At 39.7% G+C, this 17,072-nt stretch carries 23 protein-coding genes; 18 read left to right on the top strand and 5 right to left on the bottom strand.

What is annotated here, in order from left to right; genetic code table 11:
- Positions 1-18: 18 nt before the first annotated feature.
- The 12 genes from PARA_RS06030 to PARA_RS05975 are packed head-to-tail and all read left to right on the top strand — an operon-like array spanning position 19 to position 9,892.
- Positions 19-339 carry an RAQPRD family integrative conjugative element protein gene (locus PARA_RS06030; RefSeq protein ID WP_041918234.1) on the top strand — a complete coding sequence of 107 codons (321 nt, stop codon included), beginning with the start codon at positions 19-21 and terminating at the stop codon, positions 337-339.
- Positions 340-342: 3 nt separating this feature from the next.
- Positions 343-588 carry a DUF3262 family protein gene (locus PARA_RS06025; protein WP_005687584.1) on the top strand — a complete coding sequence of 82 codons (246 nt, stop codon included), beginning with the start codon at positions 343-345 and terminating at the stop codon, positions 586-588.
- 19 nt (positions 589-607) lie between these two features.
- Positions 608-1,009 (top strand): DUF2976 domain-containing protein, encoded by a 402-nt coding sequence (locus PARA_RS06020; protein WP_005687585.1) that lies wholly within the window; start codon positions 608-610, stop codon positions 1,007-1,009.
- Between the two features lie 19 nt (positions 1,010-1,028).
- Positions 1,029-1,400 carry a TIGR03750 family conjugal transfer protein gene (locus PARA_RS06015; RefSeq protein WP_014064980.1) on the top strand — a complete coding sequence of 124 codons (372 nt, stop codon included), beginning with the start codon at positions 1,029-1,031 and terminating at the stop codon, positions 1,398-1,400.
- Between the two features lie 11 nt (positions 1,401-1,411).
- Positions 1,412-2,056: a PFL_4703 family integrating conjugative element protein gene (locus tag PARA_RS06010; protein WP_014064979.1), complete on the top strand. Its 645-nt coding sequence runs from the start codon at positions 1,412-1,414 to the stop codon at positions 2,054-2,056.
- Positions 2,056-2,925: a TIGR03749 family integrating conjugative element protein gene (locus PARA_RS06005; RefSeq protein ID WP_014064978.1), complete on the top strand. Its 870-nt coding sequence runs from the start codon at positions 2,056-2,058 to the stop codon at positions 2,923-2,925. Before PARA_RS06010 ends, PARA_RS06005 begins: the two co-directional genes overlap by 1 nt.
- 10 nt (positions 2,926-2,935) lie before the next feature.
- Positions 2,936-4,336, top strand: a complete 1,401-nt coding sequence (locus PARA_RS06000) for a TIGR03752 family integrating conjugative element protein (protein ID WP_014064977.1) — start codon at positions 2,936-2,938, stop codon at positions 4,334-4,336.
- Between the two features lie 9 nt (positions 4,337-4,345).
- The gene (locus PARA_RS05995) at positions 4,346-4,753 is read left to right on the top strand and encodes a TIGR03751 family conjugal transfer lipoprotein (protein ID WP_011271848.1); all 408 of its coding nucleotides are present in this window, start codon (positions 4,346-4,348) and stop codon (positions 4,751-4,753) included.
- A gap of 15 nt (positions 4,754-4,768) precedes the next feature.
- On the top strand, positions 4,769-7,639 hold the full coding sequence (locus PARA_RS05990; RefSeq protein ID WP_014064976.1) for a conjugative transfer ATPase: 2,871 nt from the start codon (positions 4,769-4,771) through the stop codon (positions 7,637-7,639).
- Entirely contained in the window at positions 7,611-8,054 is a 444-nt protein-coding gene (locus PARA_RS05985) for a hypothetical protein (protein ID WP_005687593.1), read from the top strand. The genes PARA_RS05990 and PARA_RS05985 overlap by 29 nt, the downstream gene beginning before the upstream one ends.
- A 9-nt stretch (positions 8,055-8,063) precedes the next feature.
- Positions 8,064-8,387 (top strand): hypothetical protein, encoded by a 324-nt coding sequence (locus PARA_RS05980; protein WP_014064975.1) that lies wholly within the window; start codon positions 8,064-8,066, stop codon positions 8,385-8,387.
- A gap of 8 nt (positions 8,388-8,395) precedes the next feature.
- Positions 8,396-9,892 (top strand): conjugal transfer protein TraG N-terminal domain-containing protein, encoded by a 1,497-nt coding sequence (locus tag PARA_RS05975; RefSeq protein ID WP_005653512.1) that lies wholly within the window; start codon positions 8,396-8,398, stop codon positions 9,890-9,892.
- Positions 9,893-9,917: 25 nt separating this feature from the next.
- Here PARA_RS05975 and PARA_RS05970 read toward each other — a convergent pair whose 3' ends face one another.
- The gene (locus tag PARA_RS05970) at positions 9,918-10,274 is read right to left on the bottom strand and encodes a hypothetical protein (RefSeq protein ID WP_014064974.1); all 357 of its coding nucleotides are present in this window, start codon (positions 10,272-10,274) and stop codon (positions 9,918-9,920) included.
- Between the two features lie 197 nt (positions 10,275-10,471).
- Here PARA_RS05970 and PARA_RS05965 point away from each other — a divergent pair, with 197 nt between their 5' ends.
- Positions 10,472-10,651 carry a hypothetical protein gene (locus PARA_RS05965; RefSeq protein ID WP_014064973.1) on the top strand — a complete coding sequence of 60 codons (180 nt, stop codon included), beginning with the start codon at positions 10,472-10,474 and terminating at the stop codon, positions 10,649-10,651.
- A gap of 44 nt (positions 10,652-10,695) precedes the next feature.
- Here PARA_RS05965 and PARA_RS05960 read toward each other — a convergent pair whose 3' ends face one another.
- From PARA_RS05960 to PARA_RS05945, 4 genes are read right to left on the bottom strand one after another with little or no spacing between them, the layout of a single operon-like run.
- Positions 10,696-11,103 (bottom strand): hypothetical protein, encoded by a 408-nt coding sequence (locus tag PARA_RS05960; protein WP_014064972.1) that lies wholly within the window; start codon positions 11,101-11,103, stop codon positions 10,696-10,698.
- Positions 11,104-11,114: 11 nt separating this feature from the next.
- A complete protein-coding gene (locus PARA_RS05955; RefSeq protein WP_005687597.1) occupies positions 11,115-13,115 on the bottom strand; it encodes an integrating conjugative element protein in 2,001 nt (666 codons plus the stop codon).
- Positions 13,116-13,129: 14 nt separating this feature from the next.
- Positions 13,130-14,071, bottom strand: coding sequence for a TIGR03756 family integrating conjugative element protein (locus PARA_RS05950; RefSeq protein WP_011271853.1), 942 nt, complete (start codon positions 14,069-14,071; stop codon positions 13,130-13,132).
- Positions 14,068-14,505 carry a TIGR03757 family integrating conjugative element protein gene (locus PARA_RS05945; RefSeq protein ID WP_005687600.1) on the bottom strand — a complete coding sequence of 146 codons (438 nt, stop codon included), beginning with the start codon at positions 14,503-14,505 and terminating at the stop codon, positions 14,068-14,070. The genes PARA_RS05950 and PARA_RS05945 overlap by 4 nt, the downstream gene beginning before the upstream one ends.
- A gap of 380 nt (positions 14,506-14,885) precedes the next feature.
- Between PARA_RS05945 and PARA_RS05940 the strand changes: the two genes are divergently transcribed.
- The 5 genes from PARA_RS05940 to PARA_RS05925 all read left to right on the top strand — a co-directional run bounded on the left by PARA_RS05940 (position 14,886) and on the right by PARA_RS05925 (position 17,057).
- Positions 14,886-15,242 carry a hypothetical protein gene (locus PARA_RS05940; protein ID WP_005653504.1) on the top strand — a complete coding sequence of 119 codons (357 nt, stop codon included), beginning with the start codon at positions 14,886-14,888 and terminating at the stop codon, positions 15,240-15,242.
- 84 nt (positions 15,243-15,326) lie between these two features.
- Entirely contained in the window at positions 15,327-15,560 is a 234-nt protein-coding gene (locus PARA_RS05935) for a hypothetical protein (RefSeq protein ID WP_005653503.1), read from the top strand.
- A 2-nt stretch (positions 15,561-15,562) separates the two neighbouring features.
- On the top strand, positions 15,563-15,811 hold the full coding sequence (locus PARA_RS05930) for a hypothetical protein (protein WP_005687602.1): 249 nt from the start codon (positions 15,563-15,565) through the stop codon (positions 15,809-15,811).
- A 3-nt stretch (positions 15,812-15,814) separates the two neighbouring features.
- On the top strand, positions 15,815-15,973 hold the full coding sequence (locus PARA_RS10400; RefSeq protein WP_014064971.1) for a hypothetical protein: 159 nt from the start codon (positions 15,815-15,817) through the stop codon (positions 15,971-15,973).
- 130 nt (positions 15,974-16,103) lie between these two features.
- Positions 16,104-17,057: an ArdC family protein gene (locus tag PARA_RS05925; protein WP_014064970.1), complete on the top strand. Its 954-nt coding sequence runs from the start codon at positions 16,104-16,106 to the stop codon at positions 17,055-17,057.
- The last annotated feature ends 15 nt before the right edge of the window (positions 17,058-17,072 follow it).

Below are 17,072 nucleotides of genomic sequence, written 5' to 3'. Positions count from 1 at the left end.
TCAAGTAAGGAGTTCTCCGTGACTAAAAATATTTTCAGTTTATCTCTAGCAATAGGGGTATTGTTTGGCGCTATAAGTGCTCAAGCAACAGAGCAAGAGCATTTAGCGCAAGCAATTAAACAGTTGGATGCAGCAAAACTCTCATTACAGCGAGCAGCTGCAAGTGCAAAGGTTTCTGCGAAAAGTCGTGAATATTTTGATTACGCTTCAGCACATCAAGATATTGCTACGGTACAGGCAGGGATTAAGCAATATATTAACCCTTCCCGGGCAATCCCTAGAAATCCTAAAGCTATTCGTAACTTAAAAGAAGATTATCTCAATCTTCGGAGTCAATAGCAGATGAGTAACGCTAATTTCCCTTCTGTTTCACCATTAGACAGTTTTTATACTGTAAGTGGTTTAGACCCGCTAAAACTGAAAATCATGCTGGCCATTATTTTGGTTGTCGTATTATTGCTTGCGTATATGTGGGCAACTAATCATGGCTACAAAGGCATGGTGAACGACGGTGATATTTGGTCATTCTTTAAACTGATTCTATGGGGCGCAGCATTAATTATATGTGTTGTCAGCTTTTTTATTTAACAAACCATAAGGACATCTCATGAAGTTGATTAAATCCTTCTTTCAGAATGTTTCAAGTCGTTTTCTTGCGGTAGTAACTTTACTTTGGTTATCCGTTGAAAATGCGTTTGCTACAGGCGGTGGTAATGGTATCAATGCCTCTAAAATCCCTGATTTTAAAATCCCAGGCGTAGATAGTAATACCAAAGACCCGATGGAAATTATCTATCTTGTTGCTAAATCATTGGCAACCTTGTGTGCAATTTTATTTGCAGCATGGTCAATCATGACAGTGGTTAAAGCATTAATTAAAACCTATAACGCAGCGACTGACGAAAATGACAAAAAAGGATGGGGCCCATTTATTATCGCTCTTATTCTTGGTTTCATTTTAATTTTCTTCAGCCTCTGGTTGGTGAAATTGGCTATCGGTCTGTTTTAATTATCTCTGTGAGGTCAAGATGTCAAGTGATAAAGAACAAACGATCCCCTTTCTTCCTACTCGATTAAATCGTGAATCGAGTGTGTATGGCGGGTTATCTGTAAGTGAATTTATGTTGGCTGCAGCAATGGGATTTATCTTAGGTGCAGTGCTTGGCCTCCTTTGTTGTTTTGCCTTAGGCTTTGATTTTTGGTTGTTAATTCCGTCTCTTGCCATGTTGTTTTGCATTCTTTCTGTGGTGATTGGCAAAGTGATTATTGCGCGCCTTAAACGAGGTAAGCCGGAAGCCTACTTGAATCGAATGATTGAGGTTAAATTAGATGGAATATTAGGGGGGAATCGCTTTATCTCCCGTCAAGGCACTTGGTCTATTCGCCGAGTTAAAAGATAAGAGAGTTTATTATGAGTAACTTAAAAGGGATTGTTCATCAAAAAAATCGCGAAATCATGACCGGGCGAATTGCTATCGGTGCATTGCTTGTGATTTGTTTGGTGCTATGTGCCATTATTTTTACCGCACCAAGTCGATTAATGATTTATAACCCACCGGATTTACGTGCGGGAAGTCAACGCCCTTGGTGGGAAGTGCCAAAATCAACCGTTTATGCCTTTGCTTATCAAACCTTCCAGCAGTTAAACCGCTGGATGGAGAATGGCGAGGAAGAATACAAATTAAATATTGAAAGAAATAAAGCCTTTATTACGCCAAGTTGCCAAGAATTTTTGAAGAAAGACTACTATGACCGTTTATCTAACGGTGAATTACGTGAACGTGCACGTGGTGTTTATGAAATTGTGGGACGTGGATTTAAAGATAATAGTGTGATTGTTCATAGCCCTGATAGCTGGACGGTTAATCTTGATTTAAGTGTAGATGAGTATTTCAAAGATGAACCAGTAAAACGTGTTTTAACCCGCTTCCCGGTCAATATCGTGCGCATGGAAACAGATTTACAACACAACCCTTGGGGATTGGGATTTAACTGCTACAGCTCAATTCCATTACGTTTAGAAGCCAAAGAATTTAAAGAAGGGGATAACCAATAATGAAAAAACTCACTTTGTTACTGAGCGCGGCTTTTATCTTTTCACCAATGACGGCATCTGCCGATGTGTTAATGAAATGGGCACGCAAACCGTTACCTATTGACTTACAAATCGAAAAAGAACGTATTCTATTCGTAGATAAAAATGTAAAAGTAGGTTATCCACCTGAATTAGATAGCAAACTTCGCATTCAATCAACTGGCGGTGCGGTTTATTTAAAAGCAACTGCAGATTTCCCAAAAACACGCTTACAGCTTATGGATGTTGCAACCGGAGAAATAATCTTACTTGATGTGCAAGCGAAGCATTCTGTTGCCAATGCAAGTGAGCCAATTCGTTTTGTTTATGAAAATAAAGTTGAAAAACAAACAACTGCTTATGGCCAAGATGCAAATGCATATAACGAACCAATGCCAAATGCGCGTCCGGCACTCCCCGCTCCAGCTGCATTAACACGTTATGCCGCACAAATGTTTTATGCGCCTTTACGTACAGTTGAGCCTTTGGAAGGTGTGCGCCAAGTTTCACATCGCCTTCCTACACCGCTTAAAACGCTCTTACCTGCATTGCCTGTGCGAGCTACTCCATTACTCAGCTGGCAACTTGATGGGTATGTTGTCACTGCGGTTCGCTTGCAAAACCAGGGGCAATCTCGCATTGATTTAGATCCTCGAGAATTGCAAGGGCGATTTTATGCAGCAACATTTCAGCATAATTGGCTTGGGGGGCATGGTACACCTGAAGATACCACAACGTTATATCTTGTGACAGAAGGTTCACCTAATCATTCTGTTATCCCTCAGTCAAATTCATATAAACCGAAAAAATTGAAAAAAGTCACCACAACAGTGACAACTCAAACGAAATAAGGAGAGAACAATGCAAATGAAAGCAAATAAAGCGTTCTATGTTATTGGTGGGATTACCGCGCTTGTCGTGACGCTGATGGCTGGATTTCTTTTCTCCGGTAGTAGCTCAACAACTACAGCAGAAACCAAAAAAGAAGATGCTTTAGATCTCTCTCTCAAAGATTTATCACCGGAAGAGCTACGCTCAATGGGGCTTGAGGGTGATACATCTAAAGATACGGTGAGAACACTTATTGGTAAAGTGAAGGAAAATAACAAACGCTTTGATGAAGTGATTTTACAAAATGACCGCTTGGTAAAAGAGAATGAGCAGTTAAAAAATCAAGCAAATAATACGGATTATCAAATTCAACAGGCGGTACAAGCAGAAACAGGGGCGTTAATTAATGAGATTAATGCGTTAAAAGATCAGGTTGTACAAGCTGGTAATCAAGTTGTAGGGAATGGAAATGCCCAGGCAAATCCCAATGCTCCTCTACCAATAAACGGAGCAACAACTGGCCCTCAGGTTGAAACTCGAGGGGGAATTAATTGGGTGAACCCTAGTGATATGCCAACTACAGACAGCCAAGGGAATGCTCTACAAGGTATTGGTGTAAATGGTGCAGGAATCGGTTTTCCCAAAACCTTCGATAACAATGTGAATGACATCCGAAAATCGAATGATGGGTTGCAATCTAGTACCGGTAATAATGCAATATTTAATACCGCTACACCATTTTTCACAATTGCAGCTAACTCTACCTTAACTAATTCTGTTGCAATGACTGCGCTTGTTGGGCGTGTGCCGATTGATAATAATGTGACCGAGCCTTATCCGTTTAAATTGCTTATCGGTCGAGATAACTTAATTGCAAATGGTATTGAACTGCCGGATATTGAAGGCGCAATTGTCTCTGGAACCGCAAGCGGTGACTGGACGCTATCTTGTGTACGTGGTGATGTGAAAAGCTTAACTTTTGTATTTAGCGATGGGCGCATTGTTTCAACGGATGATTCTAACAATAAAATTGGCTGGTTATCTGATCCGCACGGTGTGCCTTGCATTCCTGGAGAACGCAGAACGAATGCTCCGGAATATCTAACAACCAACTTTTTCTTAACGGGGGCTTCCGCAGCTGCACAAGGCTTATCATCATCTCAATCAACAACAGTGGTTGATGGCGGTGCAGTAATTGGTGCGGTAACGGGTAATAACGGTAAGTATATTCTTGGTCAAGCGTTAGGTGGCGGTTTGAGAGAAACTGCAGACTGGTTCCGCCAGCGTTATGGCCAAATGTTTGATGCGGTATATGTTCCACCGGGTAAAGAAGTGGCTGTACACATCGAAAAACAAATTGATATTGATTATGACCGCATGTCTAGAAAAGTGAAATACGGACAAGCCTCAAGACAATCTAACTTGGATTAAGGAGCAATAATGAAAGTTTTAATGATGATGGGCGTGATTTTAGCCGCAAGTAGTGTTTTGACTGGCTGCTCAACGTCTCAAGGTGATTTATTGCCAACAGGCGATGCAACGATGAAAGATATTTGGAATAGAGGTGGTAATGATAGCAATATTACATCTTATCGCACACCAAATGGTCGTCTTATTGATGCACCAAATTACGTTTCATCTCGTGAGCAACAAACCTATACCCGCACAGCAGAAAACGAGGTGAAAAACCTTTTCCCTCGTTTACCCAATCCTGATTTAGTGATGTATGTTTACCCTCACTTAACTGATTCATCAGAGCAAATGCCTGTACCTGGGTATTCTTCTGTTATCCCATTTTATGGTCGTGTGCAATATGCCCAACCGGGTGAGCGTACAAGAATGTACTAGATGAGGTAAGAAACGATGGCATTATTTCAAGACGTGTTAGAGGCTTTCTTCCCGGCTAAAAAGGGTGATAAGCCTCAACCTAAAAAGGAACCTATCCTAACATCCATTGCACCGGAAGAAGCACAGCCGGATGATACCAATAACGTAGAAGAGGCGATTGAAATCACTCCTGTTATGCGTAATAGAAAAATGACCAGAGAGCAACATGTTAAAATGCTTTATGGGCGCGATCCCTCTTTTATTTCCAACCTTCCTTATGCGGAATATTTGGAAGAAGAAGGCGTAATGCTTTTTGATGATGCTAAAAGTGCGGGTGCAGTATTTGATATTAAACCTATAGGAACCGAGGGGAGAAGTAGCGATTATCTTAATCGTGTTCGCACGTTGGTTAAAGATGCTTTACAAGATAGTTTCGATGAACTTGATACCAATCCTTACGTCGTACAATTCTATTGTCAGGATGATAAGGATTTAAGCGGTTATGTTGAGAATCTGAGACAGTATATTAAAACCACTTCACCTGAAGCGAGCGGTAGTGCGTTTACAGAACAGTGGCTTGGTGAAATGGAGCGTCACTTAAAAGCAGTAGGTAAACCAGGTGGGCTTTTTGTTGATGACCGGGTAACAAGTACGGCATGGGCTGGAAAAGTGCGTAAAACACGCATGGTTATTTATCGTTATGCTGGAAATAATGAGACAGATACAATCGAGAAATTAAATACAGCTTGTGATCGTGTTCAAAGTGCTTTTATCACAGCTGGATTAACCATGGAGCGCCAAAATGAAACACAAATTCATCGTTGGTTATTAGAATGGTTTAATCCAAATCCATCACGCTATTTTAACGGACTCGATGACAAAGCTTGCTATGATCTTTTATCACTCTCTAAAGATGAGTCCGCTCTACCATTACAAGACCAAGATTTTAGTGAAAATCTCTTTTTTACGCCACCGGAAAGTAAAAATGGCTATTGGTATTTTAATGAGCAACCTCACGAAGTCATTGTAGTTGATAATATTCGTAAGCAGCCGGATGTTGGCCACATGACAGGCGAAGTCACTCGAGGTCGTAATATTAATGCACTATTTGATTTATTGCCGGAATCAACCATTATGGCTATCACTGTAGTCATTCATCCTCAAGATAAATTACAGGCGCATTTAGATAAATTAAGTAGTCGAGCTGTCGGTAATAACTATGAGTCTATCTATTTAAAACAAGATGCCCTCACAGTGACTGAATATTTAAAAGACGGACACAAGCTTTATCAAGCTGGCATGGTTTTCTATGTAAGAGGGAAAGACGATCAAGAGCTACGCATTCGCTCAAGAGAATTAAGAACGGTTTTACTCAGTAATAATTTAGTGCCGGTAAAAGAAGGTAACGAAGTTGCGCCTCTTAATAGCTATTTACGCTGGCTACCGATGAATTTTAATCCTCAATTAGATGCAAAATCTCGTTTTTATACCAAGTATTATTGGGTGCAACACATTGCGAATATGTTACCTGTATTTGGCCGTGAGACAGGAACGGGACACCCAGGGATCACCTATTTTAACCGCGGTGGAAGCCCATTAGATTTTGACCCACTAAACCCTAAAGACCGGACTAAAAATGCGCATAAGCTCATTTTAGGCCCTACAGGTTCAGGTAAATCGGCAACATTAACCGCACAAATGGCGCAACTGATGGCTGTGCACCGTCCTCGCTTGTTTATTGTAGAAGCGGGTAACTCTTTTGGATTGTTTTCAGATTATGCGGAGCGTTACGGTTTAACGGTTAACCGGGTATCTCTTGAGCCAAGTAGTAACATCGCTTTACCGCTCTTCTCTGAAGCGCATCGTTTATTGGAAATGGATATCGATCTTGAAGTTCAAGATGATGACGATAATGAAGATGAAGGCGAGGAACAACGAGACTTACTTGCGGAAATGGAATTAACTGCACGCTTAATGATCACCGGTGGCGAAGCGAAAGAGGATGAGAAAATGAGTCGTGCTGACCGCTCTGCCATTCGCCAGGCTATTTTATTAGCTGCGGAGAAAACCTCACAAGAAACCCCGCCTCGTCAAGTATTAACCGGGGATGTTAAAGCCGCACTTGAGGAATTAAGCCATCGCCCGGATATTCGTCCTGAGCGCGCATCTCGCCTTGCTGATATGGCTGAAGCGATGGATATTTTCTGTACCGGGGTAAATGGTCGATTCTTTAACCGTGAAGGGGAAATTTGGCCAGAGGCTGATATTACACTCGTCGATTTGGCGATGTTTGCACGTGATGGCTATGAAGCTGAATTAGCGATTTCGTATATTTCCCTAATTAACCATATCAACTCCTTAGGTGAAAAATATCAACACAGTTTCCGCCCTATCGTGAACATTACGGATGAGTCGCATATCATTACCGTAAATCCACTTCTAGCGAAGTTCCTGGTTAAAGGTTCTAAAATGTGGCGTAAATTGGGTATTTGGTTATGGTTGGCTACACAGAATATGGCTGACTTCCCTGATGAATCTGATAAATTACTCAGCATGGTTGAATGGTGGGAATTACTTAACCTTTCTAATGATGAAGTCGAACAGGTAAACCGTTTCCGTCGTTTATCTGAAGCTCAGAAAATGATGTTGTTATCTGCAAAAAAAGCAGATAAGAAATATACTGAAGGTGTGGTGCTCGCAACCAATATGGAAGCCTTATTCCGTGTTGTTCCACCTAGTCTTTACTTAGCACTAGGGATGACTGAAAAACACGAGAAAGCACAACGTAAACAATTAATGATGGAACATAACTGTACTGAGTTAGATGCGGCATTGATGGTTGCTAAAGACTTAGACAAAAAACGGGGGATTGCAGTCAATGACGAACTTAACTCAATCGCAGCCTAATCCTAATATGACTTTTCATCGTATTTTTGACATTGGGCCTCGCATCCAATCACTTGCTTTTACCTCTGATGAGGTGAAAGCCTACGTGCTGCATTTCATTGCAAAAATTAAGACAAAAATTGGTTCAAACTGCCAATTAAGCGCATTTCCTCAGCGTGTATTTACTCAATCAAGTTGGAAAGTACACGCTAAAGGAGATAAAGGTGAAGTGCATTTATTATTTAATATCTCCGGGCGTTTCCAATTACCTGTGTTTTCTTCCGAAAACTGGCCAGCTAGACTTAATGTGGAATTAACCGATCACGTTGATGCATATTGGTTAATTCAATATTTGCTTTGGAAATTAGCTGCAATTTGGGAATCCCCTGCTGACTTATCCCCAGTTTTTGGGGATAAGACTGTGGGTAATGAATAAGGAGTGCTGATGTCTCAAGGTGAAAAGCCACAATCAAGAGGATGGCTTAAAAATGTACTCCGTTTTATTGCTATCCTTTTATTTTTATTTTTAGCCCTTACTGCAATTGGCATCTTTGCAACTCAATATCTTCAGAATGTTGATATTCGTGCTTGGTTTATTAAAACGCAGTGGATATGGTTTGCAATACGATTATTACTATATGGTGCGATTATGTTGATGGTCTATTCCATTTCTCGTCGCCAACCATCTTCTATGCCGGCAAAAGCAAAATGGTTAATTGCGATGATTTTAATTTTTGCTGAAGCGATTACACAGATTACTTTAGCTTAGGGGGAAATATGACATTCTCAGTTGACAGTTATCTTGAATATTTCCTGACTCTACTTGGTTGGTTGCTTAATAACGGAGTTTTTGCGTTATTTGTTGGAACAGGGTTATGGCTTCTTCCGCTTATCGGAATGATCTTTAAAATTTGGCGTGACGTAGCTAAACAAGGGGATGATGAAGGTGAGAAAGGGGATTTATTAATCCGCTGGCTCACAATCGAACTCCTTCCAGCAATGCTTATCGTTGTTTTGACATTAGCCCCTCTTATCCCGGTATCATTGAATAACCTTGAATACAATGAACGTTCATCTATTCAATGTGGCTATAAAGTTCCTGCTTCCCCGGATAAATCAGGCTATGCGCCATTTACGACAACATTTGGAGACAGACAAGCCCGAATTCCTATTTGGTGGATGTTGATGCACAAAGTGGATAAAGGTCTAACTTATGGTATGACTGCAGTATTGCCTTGCCAGCGTGATTTACGTCAAGTTAGATTTGAAGTGCAACATCAAAAAATCACTAACCCAGCATTATTAACTGAAGTACAGCAATTTGTGCAACAATGCTATATCCCGGCTCGTCAAAAATTACAAACAAGCCAAATTGCCTTGAGTCCGGCACAAATCCGCGAAACATCCTGGTTAGGTGGTAAATTGCTTATTAATAACAGCGAGCTCTACCCTCGTTTTAGGGCTCAGCAACCTATTAGCACGTTCCCTTATGATGCAAATCGAGATGCGGCATTACCTAATTCGGGAAAAGGTGGTTTCCCAAGCTGTGATCAATGGTGGGATGAAGGTGGAGCTGGATTAAAATCTCGCCTACTTACAGATATGCGTCAAAACTTATCTGCCCAGGTGAGTGATTTCTTTAATTCTATCGACAATCAAGATGAAGCTTTATTGAGAACACTTTTACGTTCTGAAAACATAGATGTTTCAAAAGGGAAAATGTACCAAGGTTACGGTGGTAGTGTTGAATTTGGATTTTGGAATGCCATCACTCGACTCACCTCAACTGTAGGAACTGCAGTAGGAAGTTTAGCGATATTTCCTGGTCTCGATGCAATGCGACAAGCCTTGCCAATGGTTCAATCCTTTATGATTATGGCTCTGATAGTTTTAATTCCAGTCATTACGATTTTAAGTGGTTTTTCAATTAAAGCTGTAGTGACACTAAGCTTTGTATATTTTGCACTTATTACAACAACGTTTTGGTGGGAATTGGCACGATGGTTAGACTCATATATGATTGAGATTATGTACAGCTCACCGTCTCATAACTCATTTAATATTAATTTTTTAGAGAATGCGCAAGACGATATTATCTCTAATTTTGTGATGGGAAGTATGTTTATATTCTTACCAACATTATGGTTTGGCGCTATGTCTTGGGCTGGTATTAATATGGGCGGGGCTATGTCTCAAGCGTTAAAACAAGGTTCAAATCATGCTAGTTCAGCAGGGGGAAAAGGCGGAGAGTTAATTCAAAGCAAGTTAAAATAATAAAAGGGGAATTTATATTCCCCTTTTATTTTATCTCATAAAACTCATTCATGTGTTCAAATGTATCTACGTCATCCTCAACATCAATTCTTGTTCCAAAAGAATAAAAACCAACCCCCTCAGGGCCATCTCGATAGCCATCCTCATGTTCTTCAAATTCTAACAACGTATTCATTATGGATTTATTCTCAGCACCACTGCCATAATCAGTCTCTTTAAAGGATTTAGCTTTAGAAATTATAACTCCGGCCAAAATTGGACTCGCAGCAAGAGCCGCAGCTGTCACAACAGCTTTACGAGGCTTTCCTGGGAGAAATGATAAAGTGCGGTCAATTTTCTTAAAAAATTGTCCGACAGAATGGCCAAATTTTTGAGCATCCATATTCTCTCTCCTATCAAAAATACTCTGACTTACTCTCATTGTACTCTTATTATTCTTTTATTAAAACCTCGTTTTAAGCAGGAAAAATGTGATTTTTGCGATCCACGTCGCAAATTTTACTCATTTTACTGATTTATCTATCTCCTCAATGTATCTTGATAACACAACGCAAATAAATAGCTCAAATAGGGGGGGATATGAAAGTTAGTTTTAAAAAATGGCTGGTCAGTTTAAACGAAGTAGCGCTTAATGAATTAGGAATTGATGAAATGCTTACTCATCTTGATGATGAACTGAATATCATTAACGGAAATGAATGTGAACAAGCGATTTTAAATAATTTAATACAAATCTTTAAAGATAGTGAATACCACTAAAAAAATAAGCGGGAAAATCCCGCTTATTTTATCTCTATTTACGCTTATGAAACTTTCATACTGCGACGTTCAAAGTTTTGAGTTGCACTACCCGCTTTACAGCTCACCGTATCCATTTTACTGCCATTGGTGATATAAAGCATTGGCTCTTCAATACTGTTACTATTGTGTGGTTGCACAAATTGAATCGTGTAACTTGTGCCATTATTTCTCATTTCTAATGAGCTAGTAATAAACCCTGAACCAGTAGCTACATAAGAATCCTGATTAGCAAAAACTTGTTTTACCGGATTTTTAAAAGAAACTTGGCCATAAGTAAATTCATAGTCTGAACCATTCTTTACTACAGATACCGGGCTTCCGTTCTCTGCCGTACAAGAAAAAATATTATTAGCTGCAAATGCAGGTGTTGCACACACAGCAACCGCTGCAATAGTGAGTAATTTTTTCATAAAAATATCCTTTATTTTCCTAAAATGTAATCTGCTTCTTGGTTACGACGTTTAGCATTTACACCATTATTGTTATTTTGACGATTTCTTACTGCATTTGCTAGTGCGTTCATATCGCCTGATTGCGCAGATGCTTGGGCTGCGGCAATCACATCTTTTGTTAATGACCCGTAGTTATAGGCATAAGATGTTAATGCAGCTTGAGCATTTGGTGGTAACTTATCCCATGTTGAAGATGATACGTTATTTCTTGCTCTATTTGCAAACTCTTGTGTGCGACGTGCTAAATCACGCTCTGCGTCAGCACGACTAACTACAGTATCTTTCGTTACTTTGACAATTGTACCATCCGCTTTTGTGATAGTATCTGAACCATATCCGGTGCGATAAGCATTGACATCCCAATATGCTTTATCACTAAACCCTTCAAATTTTTTCAACAACCCTGTTGCTTGATCAAGTGCAGTCCCTTTAATTGCTGGAACTGATGAATAAGAAGTGTTACCTCTACTATTTCCGGATGTACCGCCAGTCCCTGTGTAAGACAGGGAGTTTGACATCTGAGGCACTTCTAAAGTGACATTGTTACGAGGAATATTGATATTGTCAGCATCTGCCAATTCAGCCGCATTGCTATTCGTACCATTAGCTAAATCGCTAATCCGTTTATCTACACTGTCACGTGTAACATTTCCAGTTCCAGTGTTATATTCACGTAGCTCTTTATTTTGTAGAATCGCCACCGCGGAATTCCCGGTAAGTGATTTTTGTAGATCAATCTCCATTCTAATTTGACCTATTTCTCGGTCAATTAAAGTGAGGATCTTTTCTAACTCTTCTTGAGCATCTTTATTGTTGGCCACATTTGGCTCACGCATACCCGTTAAAACAGCTCGACGTGCAAGAAGCATTTTCTCCATTGTTTTAGCTACAGCAATTTCACTGGCTAAACGCTGCCCTAATACTTGAGCATCGGGATCTTCTCGTAAAGACTCAATTAAGCCACGAGTTACAGGAACTGTTGTAGAACTTAATTCTGCAAGTACTTCAACGGAAGGCGTGCTCATGTTAAGCGCTTTTTGTAATTGAGTTACCGTCTTAATATTTTCTTTTTCAATTTCAGGTGTTAAACCAACACCAGCTCGAGAGCTACTAGCAGTACCACAATCTGTTTTACAAGTAGTTAATTGCTTCTCACCGATCACATTCGTTAACCAATCTGTCATATCTTTAGGATTATCCCAAGTTTGACAAAGTAATCCGCTACAACTACTACCGGAGATTCGACCTGATTCTAATACATTACGCTTGTTTTGCATGTTGTAGCCAGCTTTTGCAACATCCTCAACAATTTTGATTGGTTCTTGTCCTTGGCCACCGCGTTTTTTACCCCCGACCCACTCTTTACCTTCCTTACCTTGAGATTCCTCAAGTCTCTTTTTAGCTCGAGTAGCATCTGGTTCAGTTGAAGTAATGTCTTTAAAGGATTCCATATCCGAACTTTGAGACCAACGACCATTTAAAGTTGCGTCTGCAAGCTTCTTAGACATTTCTTCACAGCTGGTTTTTAAGCTATTAAAATCAATTTTACCTTGATATAAACCATTCGTAAGAATATCGTATAACTGAGGATTTGCTCGTTGAATAACCATTGCAGGTAAACTCGCCACAGCTCCTGTGGCTGATTCGATAACGTTACTATAAAGATCTTTAAATCCTTCAGTTAAACCATTTAACTGATTTTTAATACTCGTCTTAATGTCAAAATTACCGCACATCAAGTTAGCTTTCCAACCAATCCCAAATTCAGCTGCAGGAATCGTACCTCGACTCGGGGGAGCCATATAACCTACACCGCCCCCAATTTGATAAAACACCATATCAGACAAAATAGAATCGGCTTTATTAAATCCAAACGGATTACTATTAGAAGCTGATACTGGCATGGTTGAGGATAAGATTGCGCACGATATAGCAATATAAGATGCTTTCAGTGCATGATTTAATTTCATACTCAATTCCTTTATTAATTAGACCAATCAATACTATACAAAAATGTTTGTCCGCGTTTTTTACAGCACTTGTAAGGGCGCCATAATGCCCAGGCATAACTACCATTTTCAGATAGCATACTTGGCGGGTTATCAGGGAAAATAGCACAAGACTGTGAAGTAACCGGGTGAAGCTGTTGCCATTTATGTGTCTTTTCATCCCCTTCTTTCACTGGAGGGGGAAACCACTCACCATTCGATTGATTATCTTTTTTCGCAATCGGTATATATACATGTGGTTGGAAAGTATTTGTCACAACATCTGCTACTCGATGCGCTGTTACAGCTGAAGCTTTATAGTCATGAACTTGTGTTACTGTACCCGCTCGTGGATAAATATTTCCCCAAGTGTCTCCATTTGCTCTAATTTCTCTCATACCTGGAATAAGCGCTTCAGGATAAACCATTTCCGGAACACCAAATCGCCACGCTAAAAAGTCCAAACCACTCAAGTAATAAGGCACAAAAGGCGTTGTCTGACTTTTGCAGTAATACCCTGTACTATTAAGCATTTGACTAATCGCTCCCTGCGGATGACCGATTACATCAACATTTTTAAATGTTGCTTGCGTATAGTCTTTGTGTGGTGATTGATAATCTCCACCTTTTACCCCATTGCTAAGGAAATTCATTTCCACCCAAGGATTTTGAGCCTGATGGTTATAACTTGAAACCACTACCTCGGGAATATAGTGTTTTATTTTCGTAGATGTCCGGATTTTACAGCCGAATTTTGTACAAAATAGCCAAAAACAAGTACCAACGACCTTATAATCTAAACAACTTGTCGAAGCGCTTGATGCCATAATCGATGCAGTGTTTAAAGAAGATTGACCGGACTCCGAAGCTTGTCCTGAAATACTGGTCAACGCAATTGCAATACAAAGCCCGGATAATGTCATTTTTTTCAATTTCATCTTGTCCCCTCTTTTGTAATCTCTCGTTGCCATAAACTTAATGCCTGAGCAATATTGGTTTCACCATATATGACACTATCCTCTTTTCCCGGATATTGAAATAAAACTGCAGGCACCTTCTTGATTCCATTTTGCCAACCACTTATAAGGCCCTGATAAGAACGCTTTAATTGCTCTTCAGACTGTTTCCATTCAGCAGACTGAAAAATCTGAGATGCTTGCTGAGCTGCTACACTAGGATTCGCACTCAATCGCTGACTAATCAAATTTTCCCATTGCTCAACTTGATCAAGTAAATACACCTGGCTTGCAAGCTCTGCGTGAAGAATTGGATAATCTTGTGTTGAATAAACAGTAATTATGGGATTAGGCCCCTGGGCGAACACTGATAGTGGTAACAAACCGAAAAGAAACAGTGATTTTTTTATAGACATAACCATCCCTTACGATGAAATTGGATAGTTGAAACATTAACGAAATGACAGGGGGGAATATATAAAAAATTCTTTTTGATTTTGAGATAAATTCTCCATTTCCAAAAAACAATTTTTAATAGAGATTCGACAGCCTTATTAAGTATGATTGGACTTGATAAGTCGCTGTGCAAACAGCTCTTATAAGTTGCACGATTCTTGAGAAGCAACGCCTTGCCTTAGTGCAAGTAGAATCATAGCCAAAATGTTATCCAGCATTCTGAAAGGATACTCTACGCAATCGTAGGAATGCCACCTTAAAGACCTTCCGAGGGAAAATGATTCCCTTCGGGCATGTCATTTTTCCAAGGAATTTTTTATTTCACATTAGGAGAATGACTATGTCCTCATCCACTCAATTGGAACACTATGATGTTCCATCAAGTAACCCTCTTGAAACTCCAACATTTTCATTTCGTGTGGGAAAACACTTGGGCCGTTTTTTCGTTGCAGCTAAAAACAAAGCAACCGATAAATACAAACAAGTGACATCTGGTATCAATCAAAGCATTGAAGACGAAGAAGCTCGTCGGCTTTGCGAATTACAAATGATGCTAGATAGCCAAGCGGAAGAATATGAGGCAATTATTGATGATGTGCAAAGAACGTGGTTAAAACGAACAACGTTATTTAGCATTTTATTTTTGATTGTCGGTATTGTTGGTACAGTGGGTACTCTTTACTACCTTATGCATTAACATTGCATAAGCTATTCATTTTCAACCCTAAGGGGAATTTTTACCCTTAGAGGTAAAGGTTTCCCTTGCTGTAGGAGAAAACTTATGAAAGTGACATTACATAACAGTTGTTTAGCTTATCTAGCCAAACATAATGACTCAGAATCTCTAATAGAGGAAGTTCGCACTCAAGCATTAAATGCCTGGGAAAATCGAGGAAAAGATGTATCTTCTACTCGTATTATGGTGAATATCCCTAGTCAATACGGACAGAAATATCACTTCTTTACAGTTTCGCCATACGCAAACCGTAAAGATTTGTTAAGTGTAAGGGGGTAAACATGATTAAGCGTTTACTCAAGCTTGTTAGTTCCAATTGGGACAAAAAAACAATGCTGCTGGTTTCTGAAGATTTTCGTAAAATCGGCACTTACATCTTAGGTATTGCGTTTGTCGCAATGTTTGTTCAGAATGACAATATTCCGCTACTTCTTGCCATTATCATTATGATATTTGGCGGAATAGCTTGGTTCTGTGGTGTGTTGTTAGCTAAATATTGCAACAACTTAATGGAGACAGACGGAGCGTAACGTATGAATATTACGTTAAACTGGAATGGGTTCCTCTTTGCAATTGTCTTTGTACTGTTTTTTATGGGAACAGTTGCTTTTATTGGCGTGCGATCATTAAAACGTCAACAAGAGCAAAAAACACAAAGCAAAAAAACACATTCCATTGGTGTTAATTCATAACTGAATTAATACCTGCAACCTTTACAACAAACCTTGATCATGCCATTGGCGTGTTCAAGGTTTTCTTTTACCCGACTGGGAGCAATTTCCCATTCGGGGGGTTGTTCCCTTTTTTTATTGGAGAACAACCATGAAAAAAAGAACTCAACCTGCCAAAGATTTATATCAACAAATTACAGACCAAATCCTCGAAGCATTAGAGCAAGGTGTGATGCCATGGCAGAGACCTTGGGATAGTGGATGGCCACAAATGGCTATTCCATGCAACGGTGAAAGTGGTCGTCAATACTCCGGGATCAACGTACTTCTGCTTTGGATGAGCGCCATTAGAAAAAACTTTACTCAACGCAAGTGGGTAACTTTTCAAGGAGCAAATCATCTAGGTGGCCAAGTCCGAACAGGTGAGAAAAGTACAGTTATTATTTTCTATAAACAAAATATGTTTGAAGAAAAAGACGATAGCGGAAACATTGTACTTGATGAAAACGGTGATCCGAAAATGAAGTCATCTGTATTTATTCGTGGTCATCACGTGTTTAATATTGAACAGTGTGAAGGCTTAGAAAAATACTATGAAGAATATCCTGAACCAGAAAAATCTTCTGAAATGCAAGCTCGTCCGGATTTAGATGTATTACCCAATAAAATGGGTATGCAGCTGTATAACAAAGCACAAGATCGTGCTTGTTATATGCCGAGAAAAGATTGCATTGTGATGCCGGATTTCAAAAAATTCAATACAGCTGACGACTACTATGCAACTCTACTGCATGAATGCGGTCATGCCACCGGGCATAAAGACCGATTAAATCGTGACGGTGTAGCTAAATTTGATAAATTTGGTTCTGAACAATATGCATTTGAAGAATTAATAGCTGAACTCACAAGCGCCTTTACCTGTGCGCACGTGAATGTTTGCAATAATATTTCACAAAATGCAGCGTATATTGAACATTGGATTAACGCATTAAAAGCCGATAAAAAAGCTATTTTCCGAGCATCTTCTCAAGCACGTGAAGCAACACAATTCTTGTTAAATGCTCTCGAATTAACATCGAATGAAGAAGCAAAATTAGCGGCTTAGCCTCTATTAAACCAT

The sequence above is a fragment of the Haemophilus parainfluenzae T3T1 genome (assembly GCF_000210895.1).
GTDB classification, from domain to species: Bacteria; Pseudomonadota; Gammaproteobacteria; order Enterobacterales; family Pasteurellaceae; genus Haemophilus_D; species Haemophilus_D parainfluenzae_A.
This window is presented reverse-complemented; position numbering and strand designations above follow the sequence as displayed.